Source organism: Rosettibacter sp. KY25, assembly GCF_057554405.1.
Genome location: NZ_BAAJAO010000010.1, coordinates 106,027 through 121,391 on the forward strand (window position 1 = coordinate 106,027; position 15,365 = coordinate 121,391).

The 15,365-nt window shown below is 30.9% G+C and carries 16 protein-coding genes and 1 pseudogene; all 17 read left to right on the forward strand.

What is annotated here, in order from left to right; all coding sequences use genetic code 11:
• Positions 1-51: 51 nt before the first annotated feature.
• The 17 genes and pseudogenes from AC27L2_RS08000 to groL all read left to right on the forward strand — a co-directional run bounded on the left by AC27L2_RS08000 (position 52) and on the right by groL (position 15,113).
• On the forward strand, positions 52-567 hold the full coding sequence (locus AC27L2_RS08000) for an HIT family protein (protein WP_487211221.1): 516 nt from the start codon (positions 52-54) through the stop codon (positions 565-567).
• Complete coding sequence (locus AC27L2_RS08005) at positions 560-1,723, forward strand: glycerate kinase (protein ID WP_487211223.1); 1,164 nt, start codon at positions 560-562, stop codon at positions 1,721-1,723. Before AC27L2_RS08000 ends, AC27L2_RS08005 begins: the two co-directional genes overlap by 8 nt.
• A 14-nt stretch (positions 1,724-1,737) precedes the next feature.
• The gene (thyX, locus tag AC27L2_RS08010; RefSeq protein WP_487211225.1) at positions 1,738-2,658 is read left to right on the forward strand and encodes an FAD-dependent thymidylate synthase; all 921 of its coding nucleotides are present in this window, start codon (positions 1,738-1,740) and stop codon (positions 2,656-2,658) included.
• A 251-nt stretch (positions 2,659-2,909) separates the two neighbouring features.
• A complete protein-coding gene (locus AC27L2_RS08015; RefSeq protein WP_487211226.1) occupies positions 2,910-3,380 on the forward strand; it encodes a dihydrofolate reductase in 471 nt (156 codons plus the stop codon).
• A gap of 17 nt (positions 3,381-3,397) precedes the next feature.
• Positions 3,398-5,251, forward strand: a complete 1,854-nt coding sequence (gene mutL, locus AC27L2_RS08020; protein WP_487211227.1) for a DNA mismatch repair endonuclease MutL — start codon at positions 3,398-3,400, stop codon at positions 5,249-5,251.
• A 14-nt stretch (positions 5,252-5,265) separates the two neighbouring features.
• A complete protein-coding gene (locus AC27L2_RS08025) occupies positions 5,266-6,144 on the forward strand; it encodes a decaprenyl-phosphate phosphoribosyltransferase (RefSeq protein ID WP_487211229.1) in 879 nt (292 codons plus the stop codon).
• Positions 6,141-7,373, forward strand: coding sequence for a hemolysin family protein (locus AC27L2_RS08030; protein WP_487211230.1), 1,233 nt, complete (start codon positions 6,141-6,143; stop codon positions 7,371-7,373). Before AC27L2_RS08025 ends, AC27L2_RS08030 begins: the two co-directional genes overlap by 4 nt.
• A gap of 78 nt (positions 7,374-7,451) precedes the next feature.
• Positions 7,452-8,600 (forward strand): tRNA guanosine(34) transglycosylase Tgt, encoded by a 1,149-nt coding sequence (gene tgt, locus AC27L2_RS08035; RefSeq protein ID WP_487211231.1) that lies wholly within the window; start codon positions 7,452-7,454, stop codon positions 8,598-8,600.
• A gap of 3 nt (positions 8,601-8,603) precedes the next feature.
• Positions 8,604-8,918, forward strand: coding sequence for a preprotein translocase subunit YajC (gene yajC / locus AC27L2_RS08040; protein WP_487211233.1), 315 nt, complete (start codon positions 8,604-8,606; stop codon positions 8,916-8,918).
• Positions 8,919-8,978: 60 nt separating this feature from the next.
• Positions 8,979-9,869 (forward strand): agmatinase, encoded by an 891-nt coding sequence (gene speB, locus AC27L2_RS08045; protein ID WP_487211234.1) that lies wholly within the window; start codon positions 8,979-8,981, stop codon positions 9,867-9,869.
• 50 nt (positions 9,870-9,919) lie between these two features.
• Positions 9,920-10,581: pseudogene (locus AC27L2_RS08050) on the forward strand (DNA-methyltransferase).
• A gap of 133 nt (positions 10,582-10,714) precedes the next feature.
• Positions 10,715-10,882, forward strand: coding sequence for a hypothetical protein (locus tag AC27L2_RS08055; RefSeq protein ID WP_487211235.1), 168 nt, complete (start codon positions 10,715-10,717; stop codon positions 10,880-10,882).
• A 129-nt stretch (positions 10,883-11,011) separates the two neighbouring features.
• Positions 11,012-11,179, forward strand: coding sequence for an HNH endonuclease (locus tag AC27L2_RS08060; RefSeq protein ID WP_487211236.1), 168 nt, complete (start codon positions 11,012-11,014; stop codon positions 11,177-11,179).
• Between the two features lie 132 nt (positions 11,180-11,311).
• A complete protein-coding gene (locus AC27L2_RS08065) occupies positions 11,312-11,536 on the forward strand; it encodes a hypothetical protein (RefSeq protein ID WP_487211238.1) in 225 nt (74 codons plus the stop codon).
• 38 nt (positions 11,537-11,574) lie between these two features.
• Positions 11,575-12,891, forward strand: coding sequence for an NfeD family protein (locus tag AC27L2_RS08070; protein ID WP_487211239.1), 1,317 nt, complete (start codon positions 11,575-11,577; stop codon positions 12,889-12,891).
• Positions 12,892-13,139: 248 nt separating this feature from the next.
• Positions 13,140-13,439 carry a co-chaperone GroES gene (gene groES / locus AC27L2_RS08075; RefSeq protein ID WP_487211240.1) on the forward strand — a complete coding sequence of 100 codons (300 nt, stop codon included), beginning with the start codon at positions 13,140-13,142 and terminating at the stop codon, positions 13,437-13,439.
• Positions 13,440-13,484: 45 nt separating this feature from the next.
• Positions 13,485-15,113 (forward strand): chaperonin GroEL, encoded by a 1,629-nt coding sequence (gene groL, locus AC27L2_RS08080; protein WP_487211241.1) that lies wholly within the window; start codon positions 13,485-13,487, stop codon positions 15,111-15,113.
• Positions 15,114-15,365 lie beyond the last annotated feature (252 nt).

Consider the following 15,365-nt stretch of genomic DNA (forward strand, 5'->3'; position numbering starts at 1 on the left):
ATTTAATTTTGAGGCGGAATTATTTCCGCCTTTTTTATTTATAGGAGAAAAATGAAAAGACTCTGGTCACCTTGGCGTTCTCAATATATTGAATCATTTATTAGAAAAAAAGATAACAACGAGTGCATCTTTTGTAATGCAGTTAATGAAAATATCAATGATGATAAATGTCTTAAGGTTTATGAAGGAAAATTGTGTTATGTAATGTTGAATCTTTATCCATACAACAGTGGACATGTAATGGTCATCCCGCATCGTCACATTTCATCTTTTAATCAATTGACTACAGAAGAAATGAATGAAGTGATGCAAATTGTAAAATTAACTCTTGAAGCCTTGGATTACACAATGCAGCCGCATGGTTATAACTTTGGTGCAAATTTAGGTAAAGCTGCGGGTGCAGGAATTGATGAACATATCCATTTCCATATTGTACCAAGATGGAATGGTGACACAAATTTTATCCCAGTTCTTGGAGAAGTTAAAGTTATTTCACAGGATTTACTTCAAACAAAGAAAAATTTAATTGATGCATTTAATAAAATAACAAGTAAGAAAAATGAATAATCAAATAAAAGTTCTTGTTGCTCCAAATAGTTTTAAAGAATGTGCAGATTCAGTTGAACTTGTTACTCTGTTTGAAAATGGATTTGATAAACATCTTCCGAAAAATATAAAGTCAAAAATAAAATTTGACTATAAGCCAATCTCCGATGGCGGCGATGGATTTCTGGAAGTTTGTAAATATCACTTCGGTTTAGAAAAACTTCATTTCGAAATTTCTTATCCTTACAGTGAAGAAAAATTTTTATGCCCCGTAGGTTACTGGGAATCAAAAAAAATTCTTTTCATTGAATCAGCAGAAGTTTTGGGATTAAAAAAAATCCCGGAAGATGAACGTAAACCGATGGAACTCTCTTCAAAAGGAATGGGTGAACTTCTTATTCAAATTCTTGATGGAATTGATAATGGATTACTTGATGTTGAACATGTTATAATTGGAATTGGCGGAACCGGCACAAATGATTTAGGACTTGGAATGATGGAAGTTTTTGGATTGGAACTGTATGATAAAAATGACAATAAACTTGATGTTCTTCCAAAAAATTTTGAGCTTGTAGAAAAAATAGTTGTTCCAGAAGTTAATTTTCCATTTAAATTGGAAACCATTATTGATGTTGTAAATCCTTTGCTTGGAGAAAAAGGTGCATGTAAGTCTTTTGCACATCAGAAAGGTGCAACAGAATCCGATATTGTTCATCTTGAAAAAGGTTTTGAAAATATTTTACATGAACTTGAATTGGACGAAGAATTTATTGCTAAACTAAGTGGTGCAGGCGGAGGATTAGCAGCAGCATTCAAAATATTTTTTAATGCCGAAGAAAAATTTGCATCAGATTTTATTGAAAAGTATCTTGAGATTAATTCAGAAAATTCTGATTATAATCTTATAATTACTGGCGAAGGAAAATTTGATTTTCAAAGTATGATGAACAAAGGCTCAATGATTATTGCCAATAAATTTGCACAAAAAAATATTCCAGTATATATAGTTTGTGGCGAAGCAGAAGGAATTTTGCCAGATGATGAAAATATTCACTTAATAGAACTTGCTGAATACTTTGATTCAACTGAAGAATCTATTGCAAATATTGATAAAGGAATTGACATTGCATGTAAACAGATAAGCAAATTTCTATTAAAACTAATTGAAGCAAATTAACAGACAGGATAAAAATGCAAAATGAATTTGAAAAGATAGAAAAAGTAAGAGTGCCTGCACTTGATGAAATTCTGGGTAAAAAATTTCCTGTGCTCGATGATGGATTTGTTCGCGTGATTGATTACATGGGTTCTGATGAATCCATTGTTCAGGCAGCTCGAGTATCTTATGGAAAAGGAACAAAAAAAGTAAGTGAAGACAGAGGATTAATTCGTTATTTAATGCGCAATAGACATACAACACCATTCGAAATGTGTGAAATAAAATTTCATCTGCGTGTTCCTATGGATACATGGAGGCAATGGATCCGTCATAGAACTGCAAATGTGAATGAATATTCAACAAGATATTCTATTGCTATTGATGCAACACAAAAAACTGAACCGAATCAGTGGAGACTTCAAGCAAAAGATAATAAGCAGGGAAGCAATGGATTTCTGGATGAATCAATTGGAAAAAAACTTTCTGAGAGAGAAGAAGAACTTCAAAATTTTGCAAGAGAAATTTATCAGGAAAGATTAGAACTAGGTGTTGCACGCGAACAAGCACGCAAAGACCTGCCTCTTTCAACTTACACAGAAGCATATTGGAAAATTGATTTGCATAATCTTTTACATTTTCTTTCATTGAGAATGGATAGTCATGCACAATTTGAAATTCGTTCTTATGCAAATGTGATAGGAAATGAAATAGTTGCTAAATGGTGTCCTTTAGCATGGGAAGCTTTTCTTGATTATCAAGTTAATTCAATTACTTTCTCTTCATATGAAATAAAAATTATTAATGCATTAATCAAGAATAAAATTGATGAAGCACTCAAAATTGCTGAAGATTTAGGCTGGCTGAATAAAATTGAAAATCGACTTGCAAGAAATAGAGAAAGAATAGAATTTGAAGAGAAATTAATTAAATTGGGATTGGAAAAACCTTGGTGAAAAATTTATTTCTTAGTTCAATTGAAGTTAAGCAAATAATTCTATAATCATCAAGAAATAACTTTTCAAATATTTCCTCATTCTGTTTCATGAAATTATCAATCGCAAAGTTTTGATGTTAATCTTCAATTGTTTTGAAAATCATAAACAAAATTATATTAGCAATTTTAAGATACTTCAGAATAAATGTGAATCTTTATTTATAAATTTATCATCGTAATTATTTTAGTTATTGACGAAAAGAGAATGAAATGAAAAAGATTATTATTGCTGCAGCTTCAGAAAATTTTGTTATTGGAAAGAATGGAAAAATACCATGGCATAGCAAAGAAGAATTAACTCATTTTCGAAATGTTACTTTAGGTTTTCCTATTATAATGGGAAGAAAAACATGGGAAGCTATTGGTAAGCCGTTAGAGGAAAGGATTAATATTGTCATTACACATGATGTTAAGAAATATCCTCACATATTAGCATTTAACTTGCTTTCAGAAGCATTTAATTATTGTGAAAAAAAGTTTGATAAAGTTTTCATAATTGGTGGCGAAAGTATTTTTAGACAAACAATTTCAATTGCAGATGAAATTATTTTATCCAAAATGAAATTTACATCTGATGGAGATACATTTTTCCCTGAAATTGAACTTAATGAGTGGAAATTAAATTCAATAAAAGAGTTTACTGATTTTACGGTTCATCATTATATTAGAATCACAAATTGAAAAAGTGTGAGAAAAAAGTGAAAAATAAAATTAAAATACTCCCCGAAAATGTTGCCAATAAGATTGCAGCAGGAGAAGTTGTTAATCGTCCTGAATCTGTAGTTAAAGAACTTCTTGAAAATTCAATTGATGCCGATGCAAAAAACATCGATGTTATTATAAAAAATGCTGGCAAAACTTTAATTCAAGTTGTTGATGATGGAACCGGAATGTCAGAAGAAGATGCGGTTCTTTGTGTTCAACGACATGCAACAAGCAAAATTGCTACAGTAGAAGATTTAGAATCAATTACAACTTTTGGATTTCGCGGCGAAGCTCTTGCATCTATTGCTGCTGTCAGCCAGTTTGAATTAAAAACCAGAAGAAAAGAAGATGAATTAGGAACAATCATAAAAATCGAAAATGATGGTCAAATAATTGTTGAAAAAGATTCTTTCCCAGTTGGCACTTCTGTTTCAGTAAAAAATTTATTTTACAATGTTCCTGCAAGAAGAAATTTTCTAAAAAGCAATGCAACTGAATTAAAACATATTCTGGATGCATTCAAAAGAGCAGCATTGAGTCATCCTGAAATTAGTTTCAAATTTTATAATGACGACGACCTTATTTTTGATTTTGCTGCAAGTTCAATTTATGACAGAATGAAAAATGTTTTTGCAGAAAATATTATTGATGCAGTTCTTGAAGTAAAAGAAATTACAGATTATATCAGCTTAACAGGCTTTATAACAAAACCTGCTTATTTACAAAAAAGCAAAGGTGATCAATACTTCTTTTTGAATAAAAGATATGTCACAAACAAAATAATTAATCATGCAGTTTACACAGCTTACGAAAACATTCTTGATAAGGGCGATTATCCATTCTTTGTATTGTTTATGACAATCGACCCACACAAAGTTGATGTGAATGTTCATCCATCAAAATTGGAAGTTAAATTTGATGATGAAAAAGAAATTTATTCTTTTGTTCATGCTGTTATTAAGAAAACTTTAGGAAGTTACGACCTCGTTCCCAATATCGAGCTTGGAGGCAGTTCAGTTGATACCTCGCTTCGTTTTCAAAATTTCAAATCAATTGAGAAAGAAGATTTTAGCGATAGACCATTCAGCAGACAATTTGCTCAGTCTGAAGTAATAAAAAGAACTCCAATTTTTAATGAAGAAGATATTGAACGATTATTTGGCGATTTGAATAACGATATCAAATCAGCTGCTGCCCCAGTTGAAGTTGAACATCCATTTGATTCAAAACAAATTGAAATAACTCATCAATTTGATTCTGTCAAAAATTCAGAAGCTGATACTCCTTTTATTGTGATGCTTCACAACAAATATATTCTTTCACAAATCAAAAGTGGATTAATGATAATTGATGCACATGTAGCTCACGAAAGAATTTTGTATGAACAAGCATTGCAGTCATTTGATGCGAACATTCCTTTTTCTCAACAATTACTTTTTCCTCAATCTGTTCAATTAGACCCTGCAGATTATCAGCTTGCAAAAGATTTGGAACCTTATCTTACAAATCTTGGCTTCATAATAAAGTTCAAATCAAAAAATGTAATTGAAATTGCAGGAATACCACCAGATTTAAAAGCAGAACATGAGGTTGATACACTTCTCGAAATTCTTCATGAGTATAGAAAGAACCAACAGGAGAAAAGATTGGATGTAAAGGATAATCTTGCCAAATCTTTTTCTTGCAAAGCAGCAATAAAAGCCGGCGATAAATTAAATGAAAGAGAAATGAGAATTCTTGTTGATAAACTTTTTGCTACTTCGATGCCTTATGTTTGCCCGCACGGCAGACCAATTATAATTAAAATCCCAATAGAAGAATTCGACAAAAGATTCGGCAGAACATAATTATGAGTTTTTCTTTGAAGAAAATTCAATTATTTCTGAAACAGATTCGCATAACAAGCTGGCTGAAAAATGTTTTTGTTTTTGTCCCTCTTGTTTTTTCTAAACATTTATTTGATTATGATTATTTCTCAAAAGTTATTGTAGCTTTTATAACATTTTCATTTGCATCGAGCTTGGTTTATGTTTTTAATGATTTGATGGATATTGAAAGAGATAAAATTCATCCAATAAAGAAAAACAGACCATTAGCCGCAGGCTTGATTACATATTCTGAAGCAAAATTAATTCTAACTCTTCTCTTCTTAATAACTTTCTTGCTTTGTTTCTTAATATGGAACGAGTTTGTAATTGTAATTTTAATTTATGTTTTGATTAATATTTTTTATTCAATCCGATGGAAAAATTTTGTCATCATTGATGTATTTTGTATTTCTGCTGGCTTTATGCTTAGAGTTATTGGCGGTGGATTAATAATTTCTGTTTATATTTCTAACTGGTTAATATTAACAACTTTATTTCTATCTTTATTTTTAGCAATAATGAAAAGAAGAATTGAATTCGTGAGTTATCAGAAAATTAACGAACAAAGAGAAGTGCTCGATAAATACACACTTAGTTTTATTGACCAAATGGTTTCTGTTACTGCATCTGGAGTTGTTATTTCTTATGCACTATATACTGTATCTGCAAGAGCTGTTTTAGAATTTGGCACAGAAAAATTAATTTATACAACAATCTTTGTGCTTTTTGGAATTTTTAGGTACATGTATCTTGCTTTTAAGGAAAATAAAGGAGAAAATATAGTTGAAGTATTGCTTACAGATAAACCAATGATTTTTAATTTGGCATTGTATACAATTTTTACATTATCAATAATTTATTTGAAAATATGATTAACGATATAATATTGCTTATAATTTTACTTTTCTTAAGTGCTTTCTTTTCTTCATCTGAAATAGCTTATATTGTTGCTAACAAAATTAAAATTGAGCTTCGTGCAAGAAAAGGAAATATCTATGCTAAGAACGCATATTATTTTCTGAAAAATCCCGATTCTTTTTTCTCTACAATCTTAATTTCAAACAATATTACCAATATTGCTTTTGCTTCGATTATCTCTTTTTACCTCCTTACTTATTTACATCTGGAAGAATTCGAAATACTTATTATTTCTACTGCATTGCTTTTAATATTTGGTGAATTGATGCCAAAATATATTGGTACTGAATTAGCAGATTTATTGATTTTAATTTCTGCAATACCATTAAGAATTATTTCGTTTCTAATTTATCCATTATCAAAAATCACAAGTAATATATCCTCTGTAATTAACCGCATGAATAAAATGGAAGAAGAAGGAATTCTAAATGTTGTTGACAGAGAAGATATTCAGGATTTAATTGAAGAAAGCACAAAAGCAAAAAAAATTGATGAAGAACAATCGGATATCATTTATAAAATAATTGAAATAAAAGAACAAAAAGTTTATGAAGCCATGACGCCAAGGACTGATATTGTTGGCGTTGATATAAAAAGCAGCGTTGATGAAGTTCTTGATAAGTTTATTGAATCTGGTTATTCTAAATTAATTGTCTATGAAGAAAATCTTGATAACATTAAAGGCATGGTTTTGATTAAAGATTTTTTCAAAATGCCGGAAAGTCTTTCATCAGTAATCAGAGAAGTTGTTTTTGTGCCTGAAACAAAAAAGAGTTTGGAAATGCTGAATGAATTTTTGGATAAACAATTTTCCATTGCCGTTGTAGTTGATGAATTTGGAGGCACTGCGGGAATTGTTACAATGGAAGATTTAATTGAAGAATTATTTGGCGAAATACGAGATGAATATGATGTAGAAGAAAAAATTGTTAAAAAGATAAATAACAATACATATATCTTAAGCGGCAAAGTTGAAATTGATTATCTTAATGAAGAACATAATTTTGGAATTGAAGAAGGTGATTATGAAACAATAGCAGGATATATCACCACGAAATTGGGAAGAATTCCACTTAAAGGAGAATCATTTAAAATTGACCACTTTACAATTTTAATTCTGAAATCGAGCAAAACTAAAATTGACTTATTAAAAATTATTGTTGAACTCGAAACAAGAGAATAACATAACCATCATATCATTCCTTACAATAAGTTGAACTAAAAAATCATTATCTTTGAAAACAAAAATTGCAGGAAAGGATTGTTAAATTTTAAAATCAATTATCAAGACAAAAATTCAAAAGCAAGAACAGGAGAATTCCAAACGGCACATGGCATTGTTCAAACACCTATATTTATGCCTGTTGGAACTCAAGGAACAGTGAAAGCAATAACTCAAAGAATTTTGAAAGAAGAGGTAAAAGCAGAAATTATTCTTTCCAATACTTATCATTTATACCTAAGACCAGGCACACAAATTTTAGAAGCGGCAGGAGGTCTTCATAAATTTATGAATTGGGATTTGCCAATACTAACAGACAGCGGCGGCTTTCAGGTTTACAGCTTATCTGATTTAAGAAAACTGAAAAATGATGGAGTTGAATTCCGTTCTCATCTCGACGGCTCAATTCATTTTTTTACTCCTAAGAAAGTAATAGAAATTCAAAGAAGCATTGGCTCGGATATAATGATGCCTCTTGATGAATGTACTCCTTATCCATGTGAATATGATTATGCAAAAAAATCAAAAGAGTTAACATCAAAATGGGCAATCCTAAACAAAGAAGCATTTGAATCTACAAATCCTCTTTATGGTTATGAACAATTTTTATTTGGAATTGTTCAGGGAAGTGTTTATAAAGATTTACGTGAAGCTTCGGCAAAAGATTTAACCAAACTTGAATTTGATGGTTATGCAATTGGCGGTTTGGCTGTTGGAGAACCAGTAGAAACAATGTATGATATTGTAAATTTCACAACAGATTTTCTTCCTGAAAATAAGCCAAGATATTTAATGGGAGTTGGAAGACCCGAAAATATTCTTGAAGCAATTGCTCGAGGTATTGATATGTTTGATTGTGTGATGCCTACACGAAATGCAAGAAATGCATATTTATTTACTTCAAAAGGAATTGTCACAATTCGAAATGCGGCTTACAAGGATGATTTCAGCCCACTTGATGATGAATGCAATTGTTATACATGTAAAAATTTTACAAAAGCATATTTAAGGCATTTATTTAATGCAAAAGAAATCTTAGCTTTGGAGTTAGCAACTATTCATAATTTAACTTTTTATCTAAATCTAATCAGAACTGCTCGGGAAAAGATAAAAGAAGGTAAATTTTCTGAATGGAAAGATGAAATAACAAAAATAATTTCAATCAATGTTCAATCAAAAGAGGAGTAAAAAATGGATTTATTATTAGCAATGGCACCTCCGCCAAATGGACAAGGAGGCGGAGCAGGAAGTCTAATTAGCACCTTAATTATGTTTGGTGCTATATTCTTTATCTTTTATTTTATGATTATTCGTCCACAACAAAAAAGAGCAAAAGAAAGAGAAAAACTTTTAGCTTCAGTTCAGAAAGGCGATAAAGTAATATTAAGCAGTGGACTTTATGGAACCGTAGCCCAGCTTGATGAAAAAACTGTTTTAATTGATGTTGGCAATAATGTTAAAATGAAATTCGACCGTTCTGCTATTGTAACAATTCTCAAAGATTAAAAAATGACTGTCTTAATCATAAGTTTGATTAAGACAGTCTAAAAAAATTAAAGGAGTTATATGAAAGAACTTGGAATAAAACAAAATTTTCTTGGCATCGAAAAAAAATATTCTAACTATAATGATTCTCAAATAGTTGTTCTTCCTGTTCCGCTTGAAAAAACAGTAAGCTATGGGAAAGGAACAAGCAAAGGACCTGAAGAAATATTAAAAGCTTCTCATTATGTTGAATTCTATGATGAAGAACAGAAAAGAGAACTTTGTTTTGAAAAAGGAATTTGTACGCTTGAACCTATGAATCTTCAAAAATTATCAATTGAAAAAGCATTGCAAAAAATCCATAAAGAAGTTGCAAAACATATTGATGAAGGAAAATTTGTTGTAACACTCGGCGGCGAACATTCACTATCTGCAGCACCAATCATGGCATTTCATGAACGATTCCCAAATCTTTCTATTCTACAAATTGACGCACATTCGGATTTAAGAGACAGCTATGAAGGTTCAAAATATTCACATGCATGTGTAATGGCTCGAGTAGCAGAATTCAATTCAAATATTGTTCAAGTTGGAATTCGTGCTCAATGCATTGATGAACTTGAGATAAAAAAGAACAAGGGGATAAAAACATTTTATGCGCGTGAGATTAAAATGGGTATGTATGGAGAAAATTGGCATGAGTTGGTTGTAAACAATTTAACAGAAAATGTCTATATAACATTTGATGTTGATGGCTTAGATCCTTCATTGTTACCTGCTACTGGCACACCAGAACCAGGCGGATTATTCTGGGATGAAACTATGAATTTACTTAAAGCAGTCGGCACAGAAAAAAATATCGTAGGATTTGATGTTGTTGAATTAGCTCCAACCAAATATCATCCGTCTTCAAATTTTGTAGCAGCAAAACTCGTTTATAAAATGCTTAATTATGCTTTTATTGATAGATGATTTTTAGATAAATTTATATGAGGGGGCAGTATTAAGACATAGGCTAAAAGATGAGCAAAATTTTTTATAAAACAGATGATATTAAAATTATTAATGATGATTATCTTACTTCAAATTATATTCAAGAAGAAGAAATTGATTTGGTTGTAACTTCACCCCCTTACAATGTTGATATAAAATATAATTCGTATACAGATGATATTGATTACAATACTTATCTTGAATTTACTGAAAAGTGGCTTGATAAAACTTATAAATTATTAAAAAGTGATGGAAGATTTTGTTTGAATATCCCTTTAGATAAAAATAAAGGTGGTCAACAAAGTGTTTATGCTGATATTGTTACAATAGCAAAAAAAATTGGATTTAAATATCATTCAACAATAATATGGAATGAACAATATATATCAAGAAGGACTGCGTGGGGCTCATGGTTATCTGCAAGTGCACCATATGTAATTGCTCCTGTAGAAATGATTGTTTTTTATATAAGAAAAAATGGAAGAAAACAAGCGGAACAAAAAAATCAGATATTACCAAAAAAGAATTTCTTGAATGGACAAATGGTGTTTGGAATTTTATGGGAGAAAGTAAAAAGAGAATTGGACATCCCGCACCTTTCCCGATTGAACTCCCAAGAAGATGTATCAAGTTATTTAGTTATGTAGGAGATACTGTATTAGACCCATTTCTCGGCAGCGGCTCTAATTAGTTGCTTGCAAAATTTTAAATAGAAAAGGAATCGGTGTTGAAATTGATAAAAACTATTGTGAATTAGCAAAAAAACGGATATTGAAAGAAGCTTCAAATTATCAATTAAATGTGGAATCAATTTTGGAACAAGAATGAAAAATAAATCTATTGCTGATTTAGTATTGGAGTATTTTCAAAAACATTCCCAAAAAGATTTGCCTCATGGTCCTGTAGTCGATTGGGTTGAAGAACAATATCTAAAATTGTATGGGAAAAAACCTCGTGATACCTGGCGACAAATTCGTAAATTTTATCAGTAAGGAAAATTAATAAAAGTAAGAAAAGGTATTTATAGATATGACCCAGATTTAATCAGTGATAATCAAATATTTGATTTTTCTCCCGATATTAAAGAGAAAATCTTTAAAAGAGACCATTACAAATGTGTTGTGTGCGGAAGAGGAAGAAAAGATGGTGTAGAAATATGTGCCGACCATATAATCCCAAAAGATAAAGGAGGAACAAATACATTAGAAAATGGACAAACTTTATGTATGGAACATAATTTATTAAAGAAAAATTATTCACAAACCGAAGCAGGTAAAAATTTTTTATAAAAATTTACAAGCAAGCAATTAAGAATAACGATGAAAAAATGATTAAGTTTTGTAAAGATGTTTTTGATGTTTATGATAAACATCAAATAAATGGACATATTAAAAGACCAAATGGTGTAAGGGGGAATAAAAATGTTAGATAGAAGTGTTATTAAAGAATATTTAATGGAAAAGTTAGAGGTCGTAGATATTCCTCAGGATATTACAATTGATGATTTAGTTGAAGCTTTTTGTCAATTTGTTGAAGATGATTATTATGAATGGATTAAGGATAACTTTCATTCTTTCTTTAATTATTATAAACCTGATTGGAATTGGATTAAAATGAAAATTAATTATTATAAAAATTCATCATAAAATAGAAAACATAAATTTTTTACATCGAGGGGAAAAAATTGAAACGAATTATTTTTCTGCTCATAATTTTTTGTCTTATTAAAAATATTTCTGCACAAAAAATTTATTATGGAATTATTGAAGGAGAAATTGATTTAGGAATAGCTCCATATGTAAGAAGGGTAATAACAGAAGCCGAAAAAAATTCTGCTGAAGCTGTCATCTTTCGAATAAATACTTTTGGGGGCAGAGTTGATGCTGCAACTCAAATTAAAGATGCAATTCTAAACAGCAAAGTCAAAACTATTGCTTTCATCGATAAACGGGCAATTTCTGCAGGAGCTTTAATTGCTCTTTCATGTAATAAAATTGCTATGGTGCCAGGTGCTTCAATTGGTGCATCAACGGTTGTTGACCAGTCAGGACAAAAACAATCAGAAAAATATCAATCATATATGCGTTCAGAAATGCGAGCTACTGCAGAGAAAAATGGAAGAAGAACTGATATTGCTCAAGGTATGGTTGATGAAAAAATTGTTGTTCCAGATTTACAGGATGACAGCACAAAACTTATTACCTTGACTTCTGAAGAAGCTTATAAATTCAAAATGGCTGATACAATTGTTACTTCAATTGAAGAAGTAAAAAATGCTTTTGGATATAAAAATGCAGAACTAATTTCTGTAACTACTAACTGGGCAGAGGACTTTGTAAGATTCTTGAATAATCCTATAGTTTCTTCACTTTTAATTATGCTTGGTTTGATTGGTCTTTATACTGAAATTAAAACTCCAGGCTGGGGCTTGCCAGGAACCCTGGGCTTAATATGTCTTGCATTGTTTTTTGGTTCAGGCTATATATTAAAATTAGCTTCCATACTTGAAATCATAATATTTTTTCTTGGCTTTATTTTATTGATTATTGAAATATTTTTTATTCCGGGATTTGGATTTTTTGGAATTCTTGGAATTATTTTAATGATTGCTGGATTATTTTTAGGTTTGATTTCAGATTTGCCAATTATCGATATGAATTTAATCTCATTTGCAGTTATTCAACTTGCAGCCACTTTCTTAGCTACAGGGTTTGTTATAGCACTTTTAATAAAATTTTTACCCAAGACAACCTTGTTCAATAAATTAATTTTACAGGAAAAAGTACAGGAAAAATCAGGTTACGCTGTCAAAGAGAAATTTATTGACTTAATTGGTAAAGAGGGAATTGCACTAACAGATTTACGCCCCTCTGGAACTGCTTTATTTGATGGAAAAAGGATTGATGTCGTAACAGAGGGAGAGTATATTACACGTAATACATCGATAGTTGTCAAAAATGTTGAGGGTTCAAAAATTGTTGTAGGGGAAAAGAAAATTTAATTTTCTTACACGCAGTGAAGTTTTTTAATTTTAATTAAAAAATTTTTTAATACTCTCTTTGATATAAAATTCAAATACAATCCGATTTAATCAGATAAATTAACTTATCTCAAAATCAAAAAATCTTTTATTTTAAGCAAAATTTGTAATTTTTTTAAAAATTCCTCTTGACAAAATCTTGTTCGAATTATATTTTAGCACTCGCTAAAAATGAGTGCTAATTAAAAATTAATAAAAGGAGGTAACTTATGGCAGAATTCAAAATTAAACCTTTGGCAGACAGAGTTATTGTAAAGCCAAAAGAGGCAGAAGAAACCACAAAAGGTGGTATTATTCTTCCAGATACTGCAAAGGAAAAACCAATTGAGGGCACAGTTGTAGCAGTTGGTGATGGCAGAATTACAGAAGACGGCAAATTAATTAGCATGAATGTAAAAGTTGGGGACACTGTTCTTTATGGTAAATACTCAGGAACAGAAGTAAAAATTGACGGTGAAGAATATTTAATTATGCGTGAAAGCGATATTTACGGAATTATTAAAAAATAATTCCAGTTCTATAAAAAAGTTTGAAAATTAAAAAAGGAGGAATCTATGGCTGCAAAAGTAATTCAATTTAGTTCAGAAGCAAGAAATGCATTAAAAGCTGGTGTTGATAAATTAGCTAATGCAGTTAAAGTTACATTAGGTCCTAAAGGAAGAAATGTAATTTTAGATAAAAAATTTGGTGCACCTACAGTAACAAAGGATGGTGTTACAGTAGCAAAAGAAATTGAATTAGAAGATCCAATTGAAAATATGGGTGCACAGATGGTTCGTGAAGTTGCATCCAAAACAAGTGATGTTGCCGGCGATGGTACAACAACAGCTACTGTTTTGGCTCAAGCAATTTTCCGTGAAGGCTTAAAAAATGTTACTGCTGGTGCTAATCCAATGGACTTAAAAAGAGGAATTGACCTTGCAGTTGCTAAAGTTGTTGAATATTTGAAATCTATAAGCAAGGAAGTTGGCGGACGTGAAGAAATTGCTCAGGTAGGTGCAATCTCTGCTAATAACGATAAAGCAATTGGCGATTTAATTGCCGATGCTATGGAAAAAGTTGGTAAAGATGGTGTTATCACTGTAGAAGAAAGCAAATCTGCTGAAACCACTCTTGAAGTTGTTGAAGGTATGCAGTTCGACCGTGGTTATATTTCACCATACTTTGTTACTAATTCAGAAACAATGGAAGCCGTTCTCGAAGATGCTTATGTATTGATTCATGATAAAAAGATTTCTGCAATGAAAGATTTACTCCCAATTCTCGAAAAGATTGCTCAGGCTGGTCGTGCTTTGTTAATCATTGCAGAAGACCTTGAAGGCGAAGCTCTTGCAACTTTAGTTGTAAATAAATTACGCGGAACATTAAAAGTATGTGCTGTTAAAGCTCCAGGATTTGGCGATAGAAGAAAAGCTATGCTCGAAGATATTGCTATTCTTACTGATGGTACTGTAATTTCTGAAGAAAGAGGTTTCAAATTAGAAAATGCTACTCTCGAATATTTAGGTAGAGCTAAGAAAATTACAGTTGATAAAGATAATACTACAATTGTTGAAGGTGCTGGTAAACCTGAAGAAATCAAGAAGAGAATTAATGAAATTAAAGCTCAGATTGAAAAAACAACTTCTGATTATGACAGAGAAAAATTACAAGAAAGACTTGCTAAACTTTCAGGCGGTGTTGCAGTATTGAAGATTGGTGCTGCTACAGAAGTTGAAATGAAAGAAAAGAAAGCTCGTGTTGAAGATGCTCTCCATGCTACAAGAGCTGCTGTTGAAGAAGGAATTATTCCAGGCGGCGGCGTAGCATTAGTAAGAGCTATTGCTTCCTTAGAAAATCTTAAGGTTGAAAATGAAGATCAGTTAACCGGTGTTAAAATTGTTCAAAAAGCTCTCGAAGAACCATTAAAACAAATTGCTGCTAATGCTGGTCTCGAAGGTGCTGTTGTTCTTAACAAAGTTCTCGAAGGAAAAGATGATTTTGGATTTAATGCACAAACTGAAACTTATGAAAACTTGATGAAATCTGGTGTAATTGACCCAACTAAAGTTACAAGAACTGCTCTTGAAAATGCTGCTTCTGTTGCCTCCTTGTTAATTACAACTGAAGCTGTAGTTTACGAAAAGAAGGAAGAAGAAAAGACTCCTCCTATGCCTCATGGTGGAATGGGTGATATGTATTAATCATAACTTCCCTCCTTCTGAAAGTCCCGCTAAATTTGCGGGACTTTTTATTTTAAAAAAACTTTATGAGATTTTCTCAGAACAAAAATATTGAGTGATCTAATATTTAAAGCAGGACTTAAAATTTTTTTCTTGCTGTGAATAAAAATCAAGAATGGTAATATCTTCATTCATTGAAAAATTTGAGATATGAAATAATAAATGAATAAGATCTAAGAGTTAGATCTGAAAAATAATTTTAGATCCACTTTC